Source organism: Clostridium sp. AF37-5, from assembly GCF_003477605.1.
Classification (GTDB): Bacteria; Bacillota; Clostridia; order Lachnospirales; family Lachnospiraceae; genus Eubacterium_F.
On record NZ_QUDR01000013.1, the window covers coordinates 21,406 to 42,281 of the forward strand.

A 20,876-nucleotide genomic window follows, 5' to 3' on the forward strand; every position below is an offset into this window, starting at 1 on the left:
AAAGTGTCATCCATCATTTTTGAATTGTGACATTTGTCATTTACTTTTTTTGTTTTTTTCCTTTATAATAGAACATATCAAATGATGGAGGTTAAAGAGCATGGTGCATTTGGGAAATAAGGCAGTTCTTTTTCTGCTTTGCAACTATTTTTTTATAAATAGTCAGAACATCACACAAACAAGCATTCTCTTTTTGTTATGCGCCTTTATCATCGGATGCCTTTTTTCCTATTGGGAGGGTTCAAAAGGAGGAATTCTTTTTCTAACCGCTCTCGTCTGCCTGCTAACGCTTTGTTTTCCTGCTTTTGGTTTTTATCTGCCTGTCTTTATTTATGATATCATTCAGGCTAAAGATTATTTTTTACTGATACCGGCAGGAATTGGTTTGATACGTTTTTGCCCTGCCTTTTTATCCTCTGCTTTTATTCTCATTCTGCTTATGATGCTGTCAGCAATTTTATCGTATGCTTTTGGCAGAATTTCGGATTACAAAGAAAAACTGCACCATATTCTGGATACCAGCAAAGAGCATGCCATTATGATGCACGAACGGAATCAGGCATTGATTGAAAAGCAGAATGCAGATATACACGCCGCCACGCTCTCGGAAAGAAACCGCATTGCCAGAGAAATCCACGACAACGTCGGCCATATGCTGACGCGTTCTCTCCTGCAGGTCGGGGCACTGAAAGTCATTGCCCGTGATGATGCTTTAGATGAACCATTGACTGAGCTGCAAAATACATTAAATACAGCTATGACAAATGTTCGCACAAGCGTCCACGATTTACACGACAACGCAATTGACTTAGAAAGTACCCTTTGGGAAATTATCGATGGGGTAAACACAACAAAAATATCCTTGGAATATGACGTGGAAGGGACACTTCCAAATCCGATTAAATATGCCTTTATTGCAATTGTAAAAGAGGCGGTAAATAATATTCAAAAACACAGTAACGCAAAAAATGCTTTTATCCGAGTCTGTATGCATCCCGGATTTTACCTGCTCTCGATTACTGACAACGGCACCAAAATTTCCACAACGGATTCCCGCGGAATCGGGCTGAGCAATATGGAAGAACGGGTTCGTGCCTTAAATGGCGTAATACGATTTGATACGGAAAATGGATTTAAAATAACAATTATCATACGGAGGTAGCTATGAACATTATAATTGTAGATGACGACAAATTAGTTTCTTTATCCTTAAAGACCATTTTGGAAGCCTCCGGCGAGGTTAATGTCTGTGCCATCGGAAACTGTGGGGAGGAGGCTCTTTCTCTTTATCCGAAATTCAAACCGGATATTCTTTTAATGGATATCCGAATGGATGGAATGAGCGGACTGACTGCCGGAAAGCAGATTCTTGAAACTTATCCAGATGCCAAAATTTTATTTCTCACCACGTTTTCGGATGATGAATATATTGTGCGGGCACTCCGCATGGGTGCAAAAGGATATCTACTGAAACAGAATTTTGAAAGTATTCTTCCTGCCCTTCAGGCGGTTCAGAAAGGACAAACGGTATTTGGCGAGGAAATCACGGATAAAATTCCGGATTTAATTAATAAGACGACGGCGCAGAGAGACTTTGCCAAGTATGGCATTACAGAAAAAGAATATGCCATTATTGAACAGGTAGCAAATGGTCTCAACAATAAAGAAATTGCTGAGACCCTCTACTTAAGTGAAGGCACGGTCCGCAATTACCTCAGTTCCATTTTGGAAAAATTGGAATTACGCGACCGCACCCAGTTAGCTATTTTTTATTACCGGTAACTTTCTGCAAGTGCCTTAAATGCCGGCAGTGCTTTTTCAATCTGCTCGGTGCTTACACAGTAAGAAATACGGACAAAGCCCGGAGTCCCAAAGCTGTCTGCCGGAACTAACAACAGTTCATGCTCTTTTGCACGCTCAGAAAATGCATTGGCATCCTTTTCGAGTGCTTCAACAAAAAGATAGAACGCACCGTCCGGTTTAATGCAGCGGTATCCATATTCCGTCAAAGCACGGTACAAGATGTCTCTGTTCTTTTCGTAAATCGAGATATCCGATGTTTGTCCAATGCATCGTGCTATAATTTTCTGGAACAGACTCGGAGCACACACAAATCCAAGGGCACGGCCTGCACCGCAAACTGCCGCATAAATCTGTTTCCAGTCTTTTGCTTTATCCGAAACCGCAATATAACCGATTCTTTCACCCGGTAAGGAAAGCGATTTGCTGTACGAATAGCAGACAATTGTGTTGTCATAATAATTCATAAGATACGGAACTTTTACATCCGAATAAACCAGTTCACGATATGGCTCGTCTGCAATCAAAAAGATTTCTTTTCCATATTCTTTCTGCTTCTTTTCCAATACGGCACAAACTTCTTTGATGCACTCCTCAGTAAGAACAACGCCGGATGGATTGTTTGGCGAGTTTAAAATAATTCCCTTTGTATGCTCTGTAATTGCATCTTCCAACAATTTGGTATCAATCTGAAAATCTTCTTTTCTGCTTGGTACAACAACGAGTTTTGAGCCTGTCATTTCAACAAACACACGGTATTCCGGGAAAAATGGAGCAAAGGTGATAAACTCATCGTCCGGTTCTGCCAGTGCTTTTAATGAAATCGTGAGCGATGCGGCTGCTCCAACGGTAACATAAAAATTGTCCGCCGTAAGATTTGTGCTATGCTGCTCATTTACGTAAGAAGCCAGTTTCTCACGAAGTGCTGCGTCTCCCTGTGCTGATGTGTAACCATGCAAGGCAACCGGGTCTCCGTTTGTGAGCAAATCAATAGCTGCTTCTTTTACACATTCCGGTGCCGGAACACTCGGATTTCCAATACTGAAATCAAATACATTTTCTGCTCCGATTTCTGCCTTTCTCTTATTTCCATACTCAAACAAATCACGGATTACCGAGCGATTTGTTCCTAACTGTACCATTTTTTCTGATAACATATCTATGTACTCCTTTCAATTTTTACTTGGGTTAAAGCGGAATGCATGGTTGAGCGGACCACTTCCCTGCCCTAAATCCATTCCATCCGCCAATGCGCCTGATATATATTCTTTGGCTTTTATAACGGCATCCGTTAATTCACAGTCCTGTGCCAGATAAGAGGCAATCGCACTGGAAAGCGTACAGCCGGTTCCATGCGTATTTTCATTATCAATGCGCTTACTCTCAAGCCAATTTCCACCATCTGCCCCATAGAGGTAATCGTTTGCATCCTCAATGCTGTGACCGCCTTTGCATATAACTGCTGTCTCATATTTGTTATAAAGTGCCTGTGCCGCCTGTTCCATTTTTTCTTTGGAATCAATCTTCGTTCCCGTAAGCACCTCAGTTTCCGGAATATTTGGTGTAATCACAGAAGCCATCGGCAAAAGTTCATTTTGCAGTGCCGCAACGGCATCCTCTTCAATCAGCCTTGAACCGCTGGTTGAAACCATAACCGGGTCGACCACAATAAACTTTGGCTTGTAAAAAGACAACCGTTCCGCAATCACATGAATTAATTCCGCAGAAGCCACCATGCCGATTTTCACAGCATCCGGTTTTATGTCAGTAAAAACTGCGTCCAACTGCTTTTTTAAGAATTCAGGTGTTACTTCCATAATACCGCTTACTCCCATCGTGTTCTGCGCCGTCAATGCGGTAATGACACTCATGGCATAAACACCATTCGCCATCATCGTCTTTAAATCTGCCTGTATTCCGGCTCCCCCACTACAATCACTTCCTGCTATCGTTAATGCCGTCCTCATCTGTCATTCCTCTCTTTCATTGCCTTTACTATTGTAGCGGAAAGGAAGGTTGTTTGTCAAATTTTTAGGGTTCCGTGTTTGTGTCAAGTGTTCGCTGGCACTTTTTTGTTTTCCGTAATTCCGTAGAAAAACTTTGCGTCTCGTGGTTCTACGTTCCACTCCGGTCCGCGCAGGTCAGAGGTTCCCCGAACCTCTTGCGCCACTTTCGCTTAACAAACGCGTAAGGGTATGGGCATGCAAAATACGCAAGCCTCATACCCACGTGTTTGTACCCACGAGTCACAAAGTTTTTCTACGGAATTACTGGAATCCAAAGGAACTGACAACGAACATTTGTTACAAACACGGGAATCTAAAAAATTGGCATCAAACACTTCATATAAAGTTAAAGTAATTCTTACAATGTAGCTCTTCCAATCATACAGTTTTTCTTTATGATGTTAGTTGCTAGAAAAACAATAAAGGAAACTAATTGTAGACGAAAACTTACTATCTTTCAAGGTGTTAGAGCAAAAAATATTCGATTATGAAACGAAAAACCTGTATCAAAACGGTATATGGCGAAGTAGAGTACAAGAGAACTGTATATCGTACAAAAACGGAACAAGAGGAAAACGCCTATGTCTATCTGTTAGATGAAGCCATGCAAATCGAATAAGATTGGATTGATTTCCACTAATCTTGCAGAAAAGATAGCGATGACGGCACCGGAATCACCTTACCATGTAACCGCAGAAACCATAAACAATACCTGCTCAGCAATGGAGGCGTATGGCTGCACACGCAGGATAGCAGTCATAAAAGAATGAAAAAAATACGATGTGGATGAAATTCAGCTAAGAATTCTAAGCGGAGATGGAGGAAGCTGGATTAAGGAAACGTATGACCCGGATGCAATTTTTCAGTTAGTTCGTTATCATGTTTATTAGGAAATCCTGCAAAAAATAAATAACCGAAGTGCGCAGAGAGAAGCAAGAAAGACATTTCGGAATGCGTTTATAAGATAAAGAAAAACTGAGTTTGGACTAATTGATTTGTGACAAATGTTCGCTGCCAGTTCCTTTGGATTCCAGTAATTCCGTAGAAAAACAAAAAAGTGCCAACGAACACTTGCCCCAAACAAAGATGTGGTATATCTTACTCTTAAACTATTTTAATCTTACATAGTAAGTAGCTTTTCCAGAACCACCTCGCATCAAATCGCCTTCTTTTACAAGCGTTCTCAATGAATTTTCTATCGAACTGATACTAAGTGATGGACAAAGTTCTCTGATATCTTGTTTTGAAAATTTTCCTATTTTATTTTCGGTAGCCTTACGCACCATCTCTATTGCCGGCCGTTTCACACCAATTATCGCAAAACGATCTTCAAATTCCTTATAAGCAGCAAGTACTGTTCCCAAAAGGTATTTTATAAAAGGAACAACATCCTCTTTCGCTTCATGCCAGCCATCTTGACTCTGTCCTAACGCTTCATAATATAAATCCTTATTCTTCGCAATTTTAGCCTCAAGCGAAATATACTTTCCTACGTAAAATCCGCTTTGATATAAAAGAAGCGTTGTAAGCAATCTGCTCATCCGTCCATTGCCATCATTAAAAGGATGAATGCAAAGAAAGTCATGTATAAAAACAGGAATAGCAAGCAGTGGCTCAACCTCTAGATTACCAATAACTCTATTGTATTCCTCGCAGATTCTTTCAAGTGCCTTTGGTGTTTCAAATGGTGTCACTGGTGTAAATAATACCTCTGTATGACCGTCCGGATATGTTGCACTGATATAATTCTGTACCGTCTTCGTTTGCCCGGCAATCGGATTATTCATATGACTGTAAAGTATTTTATGAAGTTGAAGAATATAATTCTTTGTTATCGGAATCACATCAAAACTTTCATGAATAATGTTTAATACATCTCTATATCCTGCAATTTCCTCTTCATCTCTGTTCTTCGGAGTTGTTTTTTCTTCAACCAGCTGCTTGATTCTTGTATTTGTTGTCACAATCCCCTCAATTGCATTGGAACTTTGAGTACTCTGAATCTTTGCAATTTCTACAAGTTTGCCCAATTCGTCTGGTCTTTGTTTTAAATACAATTCCTGTTTACCCGAATATTTATATATAGCAGCAATAAGTCTCAGCACATCAGAATCCCATTTCTGCTCTTTTATTCTACTATAATTAAACTCTCTCATTCCCTTAAGTTCACTCCTTTCCCTTAAATATTAGCACATTTTAAGGGAAAGTCAATTAGGTTATGTGTATTTTCCCTTAAAACATATACAAAAATAAGAGTATCCAATTTACTAAAGATCATTCATCCCAGTTTTGTCAAACAACTTCTCTTCCTCTTAACAACAAGTGGAACAGAAAACAGCACTGCCTTACATACATTGTCTGCTATCATGCAATACCACACAGTTTCAAGACCAAAGTGCCAGATTTTGACGCAGAAAAAGGTAAACAAAATACGGATTCCCCACATGCAGAAGGTTTCTACATAAAAAGCGTACTTTGTTTTCCCAAGCCCATAAAAGATTCCCTCCGTGACAATCATCAATCCATAAAATGGCTCGGAGAACGCGACAATACGCAGCATGCCGGCACCAATCTCAACCACACGGCTGCTCTCGGTAAGAAGTCCCATCAAGGGTCTTGCCACAAAAAACAAGATAACACCACTAACACACATTAGTATCATCGTCAATTTTACACTCACTGACGCAACGGCTTCCATTTGCTTCTCGTCTTCCTCACCAAGAGAAATGCCTATCAGGGTAGAGGTTGCCGTTCGGAGTCCGTAACCGGAAATATAAAAAATAGTTTCGGCGGTAACGGCAATCGAGTGGGCAGCAAAGATGGTTGTTCCCATCCCGGAAACAAGACCGGCAAACACAACATAACCAAAACAGGATGCAATACTGCTAAAAAGGACCGGCAGACCAATTCGCATACACTCTTTCATCACTTTGCCATCCACAGCAAAATGTTCCCACTTCCAGTGGAGATATTCGTTTCTCCGGTACGCAGCAAACATCAACAATCCGGCTGTCGTATAGGATATTGCGGACGCAATTGCCGATCCTCTGACGCCCAAACCCATTCCATAAATAAAGACAATGTTTAAAAGGATATTGGTTCCGTTGGCTCCCAGATTTATTAACATCGGCGTTTTTGTATCTTTTGTTCCCCGAATCGCAGCGCCCATAATCATCGTTGCCGAGCGGAAAATCATCGGAAGACTGACAATCAGGAAATAATCGGAAGCATCCTGCCAAATAGATGGCTCCGCCCCCATCCAAATCGGAATGTATGGACTTAGGATGACAGAAATTCCGCCGGCAAAAAGTCCACACGCAAAAACCAAAATTAAAATCTGCTTTGCGATTTTCTGCAAATACTCTCTATCGCCGCTCCCCAGTGCCTTTGCTGTCATTGACAACACCGCCACACCAAGTGCCGCCGGAATACTGTTCACAAGCCATGTCACCGTTGTTGTAACACTGACAGATGCTGTCGCTTTTTCTCCCAGGTGTCCAACCATCGCCGTATCCACATACTGCAATAACGTCGATAAAATTTCCTCTAAGATGGTAGGAATTGACAACATAACTAACGTTTTTAAAATTTCACGGCGGTTAATTTTTTGTTCCTGCATTCCTTACACCTCGTTTCCTGATTCCAGCATAAGCATAAGTTTATCATATTCTATTAACCGATTTGTTTTTCTTACCTTTTTCCATACTTTTTTCCCGTTCGGGTACCAGTTTACGAGATAAGACCAGATTTCTTTCATCTTAAATAACACCGGCTGATCCGGCATACACGCCTGATAAGCCACTTTCAATTCTCGCAAAAATACATGCAATTCATCTTTCTGCATCTTCTCCCCAGTCTGAATTTCACGGACAAGCCCCGGATTTGCAATCAACCCTCGTCCAATCATAATTGCCTCAATTGTAGGAAAACGCTCGCAAAAACGTTCATATTCCTCTACCGTTGTGATATCCCCATTATAGCAGAGCGAATTCTTACTGTGTTCCACTGCATATTCAAACATATCAAGGTTCGGTGTGTTTTTATAATAATCATCCCGAATTCTCGGATGAATGGTTAACTCCCGAATCGGATACCGGTTATAAATCTCTAGAAGTTCCGGAAATTCATCCGGTGAATATCTGCCCAATCTCGTCTTAACAGAAATCGGCACCTCACACTGTGAAAAAATATCATCCAAAAAGCGGTCCAGTTCCTCCGGTTTCGCCAGGAATCCAGAACCCCTCCCCTTCGACACAACTGTCCCTGACGGACAGCCTAAATTCAGATTAATTTCATGATATCCATATTCAATCAGACGACTGGCTGTATAAACAAACTCATCACTGCGGTTACTGAGAATCTGAGGCACAACCGGTATTCCCTGATTATGCTCCGGTATCACATCCTTTTTTGCCCGGCTCTTAAAATCATGATTCGAAGTCGGTGACACAAAAGGTGTAAAATATTTATCCATACTGCCAAATTTCTGATGATGTAAGTTTCGGTAAATATACGTTGTAATGCCCTCTAAGGGAGCAAAATAAAACTGCTTCATTCTGATTCGCTAAACTCCTTCATATATTTACGAAAACGAAGTGGCAGCATTTGTCTCTGCAATTTGGGATTTACACGTTCTTTAATCGCAATTGTGTCAACAAACAATTTCCATAATTTCTGAAGCTGCTTTTCGTCCTCGGAATAAGTCAGAGTAAGTTCATCCATATCTACTTCATCCATGGATAAATACACCGTTTTGTAATTTGCTTTATGAAGCAGCACCGTACGGTGCACGGTATCTGCAATCACCCACTGCTCACCGGCAAAGCGATCCGCAAAGTGGTCAGCTAAATATGGCAGAACTTCACTCTTAGGATTTATTCTACCAAATAATGTGCCATTTTCCAATTCCTCAAAACGAAGTATTTCAATAAAAAAATGTGATTCATTTGTAAAATTCCGCTCAATCGCAAATAAGGTCTGCATATAAGGGGCTGTGAGATGGCTCATAACCGCCCTTCCCATCCGAAGTCCTTCCTGCACAAACCGGTAAATAGCATCCGCCTTCTGCGCCTCATAAGAGCCGCAGCAGCGATGAATAAAATCATATGCCTCTTCTGAAATCTTGCGACGGATGGTGCGCGCTACTTTCACCGCATGCTCAAAATTTGTCACAACTGTGTGATATTCGCAAAAAAGCTCCATATTCCGCCCCTCTGTATCAATCACAACTTCATTATGCTCGTGGGGATAACCCTCCTCATAGGCACGGTATATCGCCGAGAAAATCCCTTCTGCACTGTTTTCACACAAATAAATATGTCTTACCATCCCTGCATCACATCCTCTAACATCATCTGTCTTCCGGTTCCCTGCGCCTCAATTTCCTTTGGAAGACGTTCCTTCAAGCCAAGCAGGTTAGCAAGAATAAATGTGCGGTTTAAGCGGATTGGAATCATCATATGCCCGTGACAAGTGATAAAGTACATCGCCCGTTTTAATACAACACCAAATTTCTTTAACGCATTAAAATCGAGCGTTCCTCTTCTTCGTGCCATTATAATACGCCTTGCCGATTTCACGCCAATCCCCGGCACACGTAACAATGTATGATAGTCTGCCTTTTCCACCTCAACAGGAAATGAATCCAAATGATACAGCGCCCAGTTACATTTGGGATCTACGGAGACGTTTAAATTTGGGTTTTCTTTTGTAATAATCTCATCCGCTCGAAACTGATAAAACCGCATAAGAAAATCTGCCTGGTACAGCCGGTGTTCACGCAGAAGCTCCGGTCCCCTCTCTTTCGTATCGGGCAAACGAGAATCCCCTGTTGTATTCACAAATGCCGAATAGAATACACGCTTTAAATCAAACTGCTGGTATAACGCCTGTGCCATATGGACAATTTCATAATCCGTCTCCTTCGTAGCTCCAATAATCATCTGCGTACTCTGCCCCGCCGGCACAAACCTTCCATCCTGATGAAACTCCTGCAAAGTCCCACCGGAAACCGCCGGTAACACAGTCTGGCTTTCCGACTGATACAGAGAAAGACGCCGTCTTTTTTCAATTCTCGCATCCTGCAGTAAAAGACTCTCACTTCTGCCAATCTGTATCTGGCGCATTGGTGTCAAAATTTTCTTCCGGCTCTTCTGCGGTGCCAGCAAATCAAGCCCCTTCGCCGTCGGCAGTTCCATATTTGCACTCATGCGGTCAGCAAGCCACCCGGTCTTCTCAATCAAAAGCGGATCCGCTCCCGGAATCGCTTTGACATGAATATATCCATTAAATTTATACTTCGTGCGGAGCAGATAAATCGTCTGGTACATCTGTTCCATCGTATAATCCGGATTCTTCTGAATGCCGGAACTTAAAAACAATCCCTCAATATAATTGCGGCGGTAAAAGGAAATCGTAAGTTCCGCAATTTCCTTCGGTGTAAAACCGGCGCGTTTCACATCATTGGACATGCGGTTCTGACAATATTTACAATCATACACACACTCATTGGTCTGCAAAATCTTCAAAAGAGAAATACACCTGCCATCTGCCGCAAAACAATGGCAGATTCCCCCGGCCACGGTATTTCCCATCATCCCCTGTCTCCCTTTCCGGCTGCTTCCGCTCGATGTGCAGGCAACATCGTACTTTGCCGCATCTGTCAAAATTTCTAACTTTTCAAATATCTCTTGTGTCACTGCCATACCTGCGCCTCCTTCTATATCGAACGTTTGTTCTATTATAGCGCAGCTTTTTATTTTTGTAAAGTAAATCTTTTAAATTTTCTTCTCATGTACGCAAAAAAGCCCCCTCGTCTCGTGAACATATCTCATCACAAAACGAGAGGGATTTCTTTTCTACATCATCAACAAATCGCCATATCGAATAAAAATGACAATCATTGAAATCAATACAACAATCAACGTCGCCGGTACTGCCGCTTTACAGTATTTTCCCCAGCCAATTCTATGACCTTCTTTTTCCGCCACGGAAATACCTACCACATTTGCCGAAGCGCCAATCGGTGTAGCACTACCACCGATATCCGTCCCCATCGAGAGTCCCCAGGCAAGAACCGGCAAAAATCCAGCCGGGCCGCCGGCACCTAAACTCTTAATTACCGGAACCATCGTTGCTGCAAACGGAATATTATCCACAAGGGCACTTGCTACCGCTGACAGCCAGATAATAATTCCTATCATTAAGAAACTATTTCCACCGCTGATTGTTTTAATCGCATCGGCAATTAATTCCAAAACACCGGTTTCTTCCAGTCCACCAACGACAACAAACAAACCAATAAAGAATAAAATGGTCTCATAGTCCACTTTTTTCAAGATGGCAAGTGCGTGTTTTCCCGCTGCCAAAAGCGTAAGAACCGCAATCAAAACACCAATAAACGCAACCGTAAGTTTCGTCTGCGCATGTGTCACTAAAAGAGCAACTGCCAGCAAAAAAATAGCAGTGCTGATTACAAAACCTTTCTTATCATGAATGGCTTTTGACGGGTCTAAATCCGCTTCCGTAACTTCAATTTTTCCTGTTTTCACTTTCAAATCCTTGCGGAAAACAAAGTAAAAATAAATCACAATTACAATCAGGGAAATACCGGCAATCACACCGGTATTCGACACAAAATCCGCAAAACTGTAATGAAGCGCTGTTCCAATAATAATATTCGGAGGGTCTCCACACATAGTCGCCGAACCGCCCAGATTTGCGCAGAAAATTTCTGCCATAATCATCGGCACCGGATTGAATTTCAAAAGCGATGACAATTCAATTGTCACAGCCGCCAAAAACAAAATCACCGTAATACTGTCGATAAACATAGCAAGAACTGCGGACATAATCATGAATGTAATGAAAATCGGAATGGTGTTAAAATGAACCATCTTTGCGATTCTCATACAGAGCCAATCAAAGAAACCAACTCTCGCCATACCTTCCACCATAATCATCATACAGGCAATGAAAATAACGGTTTCCCAGTTAATTCCAATCCCGGATTCCGCAGCCCCTGAACCCTGATACCAAAAGTCCAGTGTAAAAATGCTTCGCAGATTAATAATTTCCCATATTGCATTCACACTTCTCATGCAAATGCCAAACACCCCAATCAGGGTAAGTGCGCCGCAGCCAAGCGTAATATACTGCCTGCCGAATTTGTCCATCACAATCAAAACAAACATAGCGACAAAAATGGCTACCGCTAAGCCCTGTGCTACCATCTTCTTTCCTCCTAGTTTTTGCTTTCCCCAAAGTAAAAATTAAGCCTTCTCTTTTATCTCTTTTTTATCGTGGAACACCGGTTTCAAAAGAATCGGTGCAACAATTGTCGTAATAATAACAACGATAACGACCGGTCCCATCAGCTGCTCACTCATAAGACCAAGTGCTTCACCTTTGCTGGCAACAATCAACGCAACCTCACCACGCGAAATCATACCAACACCAATCTGTAACGATTCCCTTCCGGAATATTTACATAGTTTTGCGCCTAATCCACATCCAACAACTTTTGTCAAAATAGCTACAACTGTAAGCACAATGGCAAACCAGACAATTGTTGCTGACATCTGTGGAATTACCACTTTCAAACCAATGCTGGCAAAGAAAATCGGTGATAAGTACAAATACGACAAAGTTGAAAAACGCGATGCCAGATAATCTTCTTTCTGAATCATCGAAACAACCAGTCCGGCTACATACGCACCGGTAATATCAGCTACGCCGAAGAACTCTTCTGCCACATATGACATCAGCAGACAGAAAACAAAACTGATAATTACATATCGCTGCAAACCGTTTTTTGTACGGTTGCTGTAGTAATTGAAAAACTTGTAAAACAGAAAACCTGCCACAGCAGCAAATACAAAAAATCCAACAATTTTTACAAGTACAACCCAAAGTTTAACGGTCGGGTCTGCCATACTGGTAATAACTGTCAAGGCGATAATACCAAGAATATCATCAATGACCGCTGCACCAAGAATCGCATTTCCTGCTGCCGAATTTAATTTACCAAGTTCTTTTAATGTCTCAACGGTAATACTAACCGATGTTGCGGTAAGAATAACACCGATGAATACGTTCTGCAATACTAAACTGGTACTTACATTCGACTCAATCATACCCGGACGGTTAAAGAACCATGCAGTAGCAAAGCCTCCTGCCAATGGAACCAACACACCAATCACGGCGATAATCGTCGCTGCTTTTCCACATTTTTTTAATTCCTTTACATCTGTTTCCATGCCGGCACAGAACATCAGGATTACTACACCAACTTCTGCTGTCTGCGTCAAAAACTCTGTCTGTGGAATAATCTTAAACACAGCAGGTCCAAGCAGCAAACCGGCTAACAATGCACCAACAACCTGTGGCATACGTGCACGTCTTGTCAAAAGTCCTAAAAACTTCGTACACATCAAAATCAATGCCAGATAGAGTAAGTAGTTACATGTTTCCATGATAAAACCTCCTTTGACCATAAAAAAGGGGACAAATGTGACCACTCACCGCTGACCACATTGCCGCCTCATTCTGACCATAAAATTTTTATTGCTATTTTCTCATGTCAACATTATTATACTCTCAATTTTCGAAAAAGCAAGCACTTTATTTTTTTTGTTTTTTGGGTCAAAAATGTCCTCTTTTATTTAGTTTAATCCCGGTACTTTTGGAAGTTTTGCAATGCTTGCCGCAATTTCTTCATCCGTCAATGTATAGTTTTCCATTTTACCATCATTGAATTTCTCATAAGCATACATATCAAAATATCCGGTTCCGGTAAGTCCAAACAGAATCGTTTTTTCTTCTCCGGTTTCACGACATTTAATTGCCTCGTCCATTGCTACACGAATTGCATGAGAACTTTCCGGTGCCGGAAGGATTCCTTCTACTTTGGCAAACTCTTCTGCTGCCGCAAATACATCGGTCTGTGATACGCTGACTGCTTCCATCAATTTATCATCATAGAGCTGGGACAATACCGAACTCATACCATGGTAGCGAAGTCCTCCGGCATGATTTGGTGCCGGCATAAAACTGCTGCCAAGTGTATACATTTTTGCAAGCGGACAAATTGCTCCGGTATCACAGAAGTCATACGCATAAGTTCCTCTTGTGAAACTTGGGCAGGATTTTGGCTCTACTGCGATGAAACGGTAATCTGCCTCTCCGCGAAGTTTTTCACCCATAAATGGTGCAATCAAACCTCCTAAGTTTGAACCGCCACCCGCGCAACCAATAATGATATCCGGCTTTTCACCATATTTATCCAGTGCAATTTTACTCTCCAAACCAATTACCGACTGATGAATCATAACCTGGGCAAGTACTGAACCAAGTACATAACGATAACCTTCCTGTGTCGTTGCCGCTTCAACCGCCTCTGAAATAGCACAGCCTAAGCTTCCGTTTGTATCCGGGAACTCTGCACGGATTTTTCTGCCGACCGCTGTTTTTTCGGATGGTGACGGAGTCACATTTGCACCATAGGTACGCATAACTTCGCGTCGGAACGGTTTCTGCTCATAAGAAACTTTTACCATAAATACCTGACAGTCAAGTCCAAGGAATGCACACGCCATGGAGAGTGCTGTTCCCCACTGACCTGCACCGGTCTCTGTCGTAACACCTTTTAAGCCCTGATTCTTTGCATAATAAGCCTGCGCAATTGCAGAGTTGAGCTTGTGGCTTCCGGATGTATTATTTCCTTCAAATTTATAATAAATCTTTGCCGGTGTCTTCAAATATCTTTCCAAATGATAAGCACGTACAAGCGGTGCCGGACGATACATTTTGTAGAACTGCAAAATTTCATCCGGAATGTCGATGTACGGTGTTTTGTCATCCAATTCCTGCTTTGCTAATTCTTCACAAAAAATACCGCTTAATTCTTCTAATGTAACCGGTTTGCCGGTTGCCGGATTCAAAAGCGGAGCCGGTTTGTTAATCATATCGGCACGAAGATTGTACCACTGTTTTGGCATCTCGCTTTCATCCAAATAAATTTTGTAAGGGATTTCCTTTTTACTCATTTTGTTTCTCCTTCTAATTATCATTTATTTACAGGCTGCCTAAGCAAGTTACGCAAGCTGTCGGGCTGCCCTGTTTTCTTCTATTCAAACAAATATTGGTACTTTCTCATCTGTCTGCTTATCAAATCATAAACGCGTTCTTTTACATCGTTTGAATAATTCTGTTCCTCTGCAATGATTTTTTCTACAATTGCTCGATCAAAGTGAAAACGAATTTGTCTTCCATATAATTCTTCCACAGTATCTAATTGTTCATCAAAATCATCATGAAATGTCTTGGCTTTCACTCTTTTAACCAAATCTTGTATTTTCTCTTCCATCGGATAATCCTGTATCGTATCCGAAAGAAGTGATTCACCATTATCAAAAATAGGGCAATAATGAAATTGGTCACAATCATCTAACAAAACAGCAATATTATGGGTATGTCTAGTTTCTTTTCAAGGAAGAATATCCTAAAAGACAGGAAACAAAATACTCAACTAAGCCCTCATAGCCTGTGTAATCTGCCTTATACCAAATGCCATTCTGACTTTGCCACTTTAATTGATTTCCCTTTGAGGACTGCCTGTCATTTAACAATATGTCCTGTTCAAAAAGTTCAATCATCTATCCTGCCTCTCAATCTCTAACCAAAAATCGTCATCAGCCATTCGCCCTTTTGTCTTTTCAATTATCAGCATCGGGTCATAAAATGGCAGTTCCAAATGCCTCAACATCAATTTCATTTTATCTCTGGTTCTAGGAAAACAACGAGATTCCAAAAATTTTTCATACTGTTCATAAGTTGGTTCTTCCACACAACCAAACGCACGATACAGTAAATTTTCCGCATAATTGTGAAGTCTAACCTTCCGTGAATACTCATCCACATCAATAATAGTACATACCCCTTTCGGACACATATACCAAAATCGCAATGGATATTCTTTTTTCGGCGCAATGATTTCCTCACCGGATACTGCTATTCGTTTCTTCTCCATCATACACGCCCCCTTTTGTTTTCCTATATAATAAGTATACCCCAGAAATAGGGCAAACGCAATTATTTTACATATTCCTCCTGCTGGTACATCGCAAGCACCCGATTATAAAATGTTCGCACTGCCGGTGCCATGTTATCCGGATTCAGTGCAGCAATTCCAATAATGCGGCAGGCATCCGGTTTTACCGGAAAACAATCCACTTCATACGGAATATCTTTCATAACCATTTCCGGCATCAAACAAATTCCAAATCCATTTGCCACCATTACAACCGTAGACAAATCGTCAACCACATGGTAACTTGACCGGACATCCAAATGATTTTCCTTCATAAAATTCTGAATGTCGGCATCTGTACTTTCACGCTGTGTAACAAACTGGCAGTTTTTCATTTCCTCAATGCTCATCGGTTCTTTCGATGTCCTCCGCCCCTTTTGCACGACACATAACAGAGGGTCTTTGTACAGCGGCTCGATTGGAATATCCGCGGCACTGGATACCGACAAAAAGCCTACATCCACCACGCCATTTTTTATCCAGTAAACAACATCATCATACGTTCCCTGAAAAATTTCCATACTGATATCCGGATATTCTTCATGGAAAGAATGAATCAGCTCCGGAATCCAGTTCGTACAGACGCTGGAAAAACATCCGACTTTTACTTTTCCCTGTTTTAATCCGTTAAATTCCGATATCGCCTGCTGTAAACTTTCATCACTGTTCAAAACTGCATTTACATAAGGAAGAAGCCGCTCTCCATAATTGGTAAGCGTCACGCCGCTTTTGGCGCGGTTTAATACGCAGAAACCAAGTTCTGCCTCCAGCGAAGATACCGCATGACTGACTGCCGATGGCGTAAGCCCCAGCAAATCCGCCGCCTTCCGAAAACTTCCCTGCTCCGTAACGGTTTTGAACACCTGGTAGGTAAGTAACGTCATTTACCTGCCTCCTCTCTTATCCTATCATACCAAAAGGCAGGGCAGGATGCAACTATGCAATAACGGCATTGTCCTTGATTTGGTTAATAATTTTCACGAATTCTAACTGCTCCTCACGTGTAAATATCACGCTGAATTTATAAGGACGATCAAATGGTGCTTTCATCAAATCCAGTACATTATTCACATATCCATTCTCAACCACATAGTCCACAACCTGTTCAATAAAATGAATCTGTTCCGCATTCGGCCGCTCTTTCGCAATAAACGCCGCAAACGCTGCATATGCTGCATCCCGGTCCATTTTTGCGATTTTGCGAATCAGCAAGCCAAACGGCGTATCCTGATAATTCATTTCGTAATCCTCTACCGTTCCCAGTTCCTCCGTGAAAATTCTTTCCAATTCCTTATAATCATCCGCTGAAATTGGCTTATTATAAAGAAGTTTATTAATAGCCGGCTCATTTCTATGCGCTGCTATGTACTCATTTACTTTTTCTCTATAATCTTCAAAATCAGAGGTTCCCATATCCACCTTGCCGCCCTCACTCCAAAGCGTTTTTTCATCCGCAAAATTGGTATAGTGAATATCCACTTTCGCAGGCGGAATAAATTTCATAATATCACGCAGCGATTTCCTCGTTTTTTCAAACTTAAGAATATCCTTCTGATTCCAATAAGTTTCCTGCGTAAGTTCAGTCAGTTCCGGTATTTTCGCTTTTACATCCGGAATAGTCGCACTATCCTTCAACAGTATATTAGCATTTTTCACAACATAACGTTTTAATCTACCAAGCGACTTTGCTCCCGTCATTGTCTCCAACATGATACCATACATACTCACGTCAAACTGAATGGCGGCCTCGTCTTTTTCTCCTGACACAACAAGTTTTGCAAGGTGGTTGATAATCTCTTCTTTATTCATATCATCCAAACACTCATATTGCTGTCTGGCTTTATACTGCTCCACATAACGAGCCTCTAAACGCACTTCCACACGCTCTGTACTCATCGCCTGAATATCACCAACCACATGATCAACCAAATTCTCACGGATAATCTGATATTCTTCCTGTGCATAATTTGCATTCTGAAGCTGTCTAATAATCTGCACCATACGTATAAATCTTGCCGACACGGGAGCAATACTTACTCCCGGCTCTTTTCCCTTTGGATTCTCGCCAAAAAATTGGAAATTACGCATATAATCAAAGATATAAAACTCCTTCTTGTCTCTGCCCTCTCCAAAAAGATTCTCGCAAAGTCTGGTACCTCGTCCAATCATCTGTTCAAACTTAATTCTGCTATATACCTTTTTTGCAAATACAAGATTCGTAATCTCCGGAACATCCACACCGGTCTCCAGCATATCAACCGTCACCGTAATAAAAGGATATTCATCCGGCTTTTTGAAATCCTCCAAATTTTTCTCTGCATATGGCTCATCACAAACAACTAATTTACAAAAAGCTCCTTTGTACTGCGGATACAGTACATCGAACCGCTCAATAATATACTTTGCATGTCTTTTATTCTGTGCAAAAATAATCGTTTTGCCAACATGATTTCCATTTTTATGTTTGATTCCATGATTCATCAAATCTGAAATCATGATATCAACCGTATCCCGATTAAATATATAGGTATTAATTTTCTCCGGCGGAATATGGTCAACCAAGCCGTCATCTTCGCAGAACTCATCTTCATACTGCTCCCGCTCTTCTTCGTCAAGTTTCTCATAGGTCAATCCATCATCAGCAATCTTAGTCGATGTTTCAATCAAATGATATGGCACCAATACATGGTCCTGATAAACCGCCTCATTGTATTCATAAACATCCGTTGGCATATTATTTTTCATATCAAAAAACTCATACGTTGACTGATGAATCGTGTTTTTCGGAGTTGCTGTCAATCCCAAAAGACACGCATCAAAATACTCAAATATCGCCTTATATTTATTAAAAATACTTCTATGTGCCTCATCAATCACAATTAATGAAAAATGTCCCGGTGAAAAAAATCGCGAACCATCCGAATTTTTCATGTTATCAATCGCATTCAACATCGTCGGATATGTAGAGAACACCATATTTGCATTTTTCTCTTCTTTATTTACAAGCAAATTACACATCGTCATATCCGGCAAGCACGATGAAAATGAATTTTTCGCCTGCTTAACCAATTCTTTCCGGTCTGCCAAAAACAAAACCCGCCCCATAATCTGGCTTCTTGTCATGACATCCACAACAGAAGCCGCTGTTCTTGTTTTACCGGTTCCGGTTGCCATAACAAGCAGACATTTACGAATTCCTTTTTCGTAGTTTTCACAGCATTTGGTAACCGCCCGCAACTGATACAAACGATTCGTAATGTCCTCATTAATAGGAATTGTACTAACCGGCTTAACAATTGTTCTCCGTGAAATCATGGCATCAATATCTTTTTGCGGAAAAATACCACTGACCACTCTTGGCGCACTTGTTACATCATCCCAAAGATATGTTTCAAATCCATTTGTATAAAAGATAACCGGACGACTCCCCTGCATATTTTGGATACAGTCTGCATAAAGTTTCCCCTGATTGCGTCCTTTATCCGCACTTTCGCTTGCTCTTTTTGCCTCTATTACGGCAATAATTTTTCCGGTATCGCCCCAGATGACATAATCAGCATATCCCGTTCCTGTTACATTTGGCATCCCGGTAACCGGGTACTCTTCTTCAACACAATTACGTTTAGCAGTTTGGTCAAACACATAACCATTTGCTTTCAAATCCGCATCAATATATCTTTTTCTGGTCGTCCATTCTGACATATCCGGATTATAACTATATTCGCGCGTTTTCAAGTTCTGGGATTTCTTTTTCTGCATCTCCTGCTGAAGTTCCTCATTTGCCTTTAGGAGACGAGCAATTTCTTTGTCCTTTTCATCTACAATCTTGTCTGTATTTTTCTGGACATCTTTTAAAACCTGTTTGTAACGGTCCTCTATATTTTCTGCTACTTTTGTCTTGTTTGGAATTTTATTCTCTGCAAATTCGCGTTCTTCATAATCACGTCCATAACAATAATCAATCCACTCCACAAAATCAAACAAAATATTTAAAGAAAGAATAGCATCATCTTTGGAAAGACCTTTGGATGTATGCACGGATTGATTTCCATTGCGGACAATGTACTGCAATCGTTTCCACAAAGTATAATCCATCAACGATGGAAACCCATTATTGTGCAGCAAAGACTGTAAACCTTCCCGATACCCAATTGGTTTTAATGCAGAATCAATCGAATAAACCCACTTCACCCCAAGTTCCAATGCTTTTCTCGATGCCACGGCACTCATAACCGGCGAAGATTCTAAAATGCACTCTGCATCAATACACGCCCCTGCAAATAATTCATATTCTTTTTTTGATTCAAGAAAAGAAAAATTTGTCTCCATTTGTAAACTCCTCCTCTCGGAATTTTATCCATTCCGTCCTCTGCTTTTGACTACCTTATTCGGATATCATAACTTGTTTCCCTTTGTGTCATTACTATCTCTTAAATTTTACCATTTTTTAGGGTATTGTCAATTATTTGGGTGGATTTTATGAGTATTTTGTGAGTATTTTGTGAGCTTAGTTTATTATAGATTTTGAATAGAACTATATAGATTGTTGATTTTTATTCACATGTTTGATAAAATATTGTCAGTGCTACCCTATTCGGTAGGCGGTTCGCCTTCGTCGCAAGAGTATTAGCTTGCGTTTACATAGAAATCCTTTGCGGAAATCTCATGAGGAGGATTGTGCTTATGCTTACAACGGAACTCTTTATAGCCATAATCAGCTTATGTATTACTTGCTTTGCTCTTGGTTATACCGTTGGTTCTAAGAGCAATGATAAAACACAAAAATAACCGCCCAGTCTGACGAACTTGCAGTTATTTTTGCCAAAATAATATCAGGCTAACCGTCTATCGGTAGCACTTTTTCTATCACTATATTAACATCAAACTATGTTTATGTCAAACATCTGTATTCATTTGTTTGTGTCAAGTGTTCGTTGGCACTTTTTTTGTTTTCCGTAATTCCGTAGAAAATCTTTGCGTCT

At 40.9% G+C, this 20,876-nt stretch carries 18 protein-coding genes and 1 pseudogene; 4 read left to right on the forward strand and 15 right to left on the reverse strand.

Annotated elements, in window-relative coordinates; genetic code table 11:
* Positions 1 to 100 precede the first annotated feature (100 nt).
* Together DW019_RS09200 and DW019_RS09205 are read left to right on the forward strand one after the other, a co-directional pair.
* Entirely contained in the window at positions 101 to 1,162 is a 1,062-nt protein-coding gene (locus tag DW019_RS09200) for a histidine kinase (protein ID WP_118443183.1), read from the forward strand.
* 2 nt (positions 1,163 to 1,164) lie between these two features.
* Positions 1,165 to 1,782 carry a response regulator transcription factor gene (locus tag DW019_RS09205; protein ID WP_117478747.1) on the forward strand — a complete coding sequence of 206 codons (618 nt, stop codon included), beginning with the start codon at positions 1,165 to 1,167 and terminating at the stop codon, positions 1,780 to 1,782.
* Here DW019_RS09205 and DW019_RS09210 read toward each other — a convergent pair.
* Positions 1,773 to 2,957: a pyridoxal phosphate-dependent aminotransferase gene (locus DW019_RS09210; RefSeq protein ID WP_118443184.1), complete on the reverse strand. Its 1,185-nt coding sequence runs from the start codon at positions 2,955 to 2,957 to the stop codon at positions 1,773 to 1,775. The genes DW019_RS09205 and DW019_RS09210 overlap by 10 nt on opposite strands.
* Before the next feature lie 15 nt (positions 2,958 to 2,972).
* On the reverse strand, positions 2,973 to 3,767 hold the full coding sequence (gene thiD / locus DW019_RS09215; RefSeq protein WP_118443185.1) for a bifunctional hydroxymethylpyrimidine kinase/phosphomethylpyrimidine kinase: 795 nt from the start codon (positions 3,765 to 3,767) through the stop codon (positions 2,973 to 2,975).
* A gap of 532 nt (positions 3,768 to 4,299) precedes the next feature.
* Here thiD and DW019_RS09220 point away from each other — a divergent pair.
* Positions 4,300 to 4,447: pseudogene (locus DW019_RS09220) on the forward strand (UPF0236 family protein); the annotation flags it as partial.
* A 141-nt stretch (positions 4,448 to 4,588) separates the two neighbouring features.
* Complete coding sequence (locus DW019_RS15740; protein ID WP_347474415.1) at positions 4,589 to 4,696, forward strand: hypothetical protein; 108 nt, start codon at positions 4,589 to 4,591, stop codon at positions 4,694 to 4,696.
* 219 nt (positions 4,697 to 4,915) lie between these two features.
* Here the strand turns inward: DW019_RS15740 and DW019_RS09225 are convergent, their stop codons facing one another.
* The 13 genes from DW019_RS09225 to DW019_RS09280 all read right to left on the reverse strand — a co-directional run bounded on the left by DW019_RS09225 (position 4,916) and on the right by DW019_RS09280 (position 20,223).
* A complete protein-coding gene (locus tag DW019_RS09225) occupies positions 4,916 to 5,962 on the reverse strand; it encodes a Fic family protein (RefSeq protein ID WP_118443187.1) in 1,047 nt (348 codons plus the stop codon).
* A gap of 122 nt (positions 5,963 to 6,084) precedes the next feature.
* Positions 6,085 to 7,425 (reverse strand): MATE family efflux transporter, encoded by a 1,341-nt coding sequence (locus tag DW019_RS09230; protein ID WP_118443188.1) that lies wholly within the window; start codon positions 7,423 to 7,425, stop codon positions 6,085 to 6,087.
* Between the two features lie 3 nt (positions 7,426 to 7,428).
* Positions 7,429 to 8,361 carry a tRNA-dihydrouridine synthase family protein gene (locus tag DW019_RS09235; protein WP_118443189.1) on the reverse strand — a complete coding sequence of 311 codons (933 nt, stop codon included), beginning with the start codon at positions 8,359 to 8,361 and terminating at the stop codon, positions 7,429 to 7,431.
* Complete coding sequence (locus DW019_RS09240; protein WP_022377283.1) at positions 8,358 to 9,134, reverse strand: TIGR03915 family putative DNA repair protein; 777 nt, start codon at positions 9,132 to 9,134, stop codon at positions 8,358 to 8,360. The genes DW019_RS09235 and DW019_RS09240 overlap by 4 nt, the downstream gene beginning before the upstream one ends.
* Entirely contained in the window at positions 9,128 to 10,510 is a 1,383-nt protein-coding gene (locus DW019_RS09245; protein ID WP_118443190.1) for a putative DNA modification/repair radical SAM protein, read from the reverse strand. Before DW019_RS09245 ends, DW019_RS09240 begins: the two co-directional genes overlap by 7 nt.
* Positions 10,511 to 10,663: 153 nt before the next feature.
* A complete protein-coding gene (locus tag DW019_RS09250) occupies positions 10,664 to 12,037 on the reverse strand; it encodes an SLC13 family permease (protein ID WP_118443191.1) in 1,374 nt (457 codons plus the stop codon).
* 39 nt (positions 12,038 to 12,076) lie between these two features.
* Entirely contained in the window at positions 12,077 to 13,279 is a 1,203-nt protein-coding gene (locus tag DW019_RS09255) for a cation:proton antiporter (RefSeq protein ID WP_117478740.1), read from the reverse strand.
* A 189-nt stretch (positions 13,280 to 13,468) separates the two neighbouring features.
* On the reverse strand, positions 13,469 to 14,851 hold the full coding sequence (locus DW019_RS09260; protein ID WP_117478739.1) for a TrpB-like pyridoxal phosphate-dependent enzyme: 1,383 nt from the start codon (positions 14,849 to 14,851) through the stop codon (positions 13,469 to 13,471).
* Between the two features lie 80 nt (positions 14,852 to 14,931).
* A complete protein-coding gene (locus tag DW019_RS15475) occupies positions 14,932 to 15,258 on the reverse strand; it encodes a hypothetical protein (protein ID WP_243024135.1) in 327 nt (108 codons plus the stop codon).
* 22 nt (positions 15,259 to 15,280) lie between these two features.
* Positions 15,281 to 15,460, reverse strand: coding sequence for a hypothetical protein (locus DW019_RS15480; protein WP_243024136.1), 180 nt, complete (start codon positions 15,458 to 15,460; stop codon positions 15,281 to 15,283).
* The gene (locus tag DW019_RS09270; RefSeq protein ID WP_147353021.1) at positions 15,457 to 15,837 is read right to left on the reverse strand and encodes a hypothetical protein; all 381 of its coding nucleotides are present in this window, start codon (positions 15,835 to 15,837) and stop codon (positions 15,457 to 15,459) included. Before DW019_RS09270 ends, DW019_RS15480 begins: the two co-directional genes overlap by 4 nt.
* A gap of 59 nt (positions 15,838 to 15,896) precedes the next feature.
* Positions 15,897 to 16,778, reverse strand: coding sequence for a LysR family transcriptional regulator (locus DW019_RS09275; protein WP_022377276.1), 882 nt, complete (start codon positions 16,776 to 16,778; stop codon positions 15,897 to 15,899).
* Positions 16,779 to 16,830: 52 nt separating this feature from the next.
* Positions 16,831 to 20,223, reverse strand: a complete 3,393-nt coding sequence (locus DW019_RS09280; protein WP_118443193.1) for a DEAD/DEAH box helicase family protein — start codon at positions 20,221 to 20,223, stop codon at positions 16,831 to 16,833.
* Positions 20,224 to 20,876: the final 653 nt, after the last annotated feature.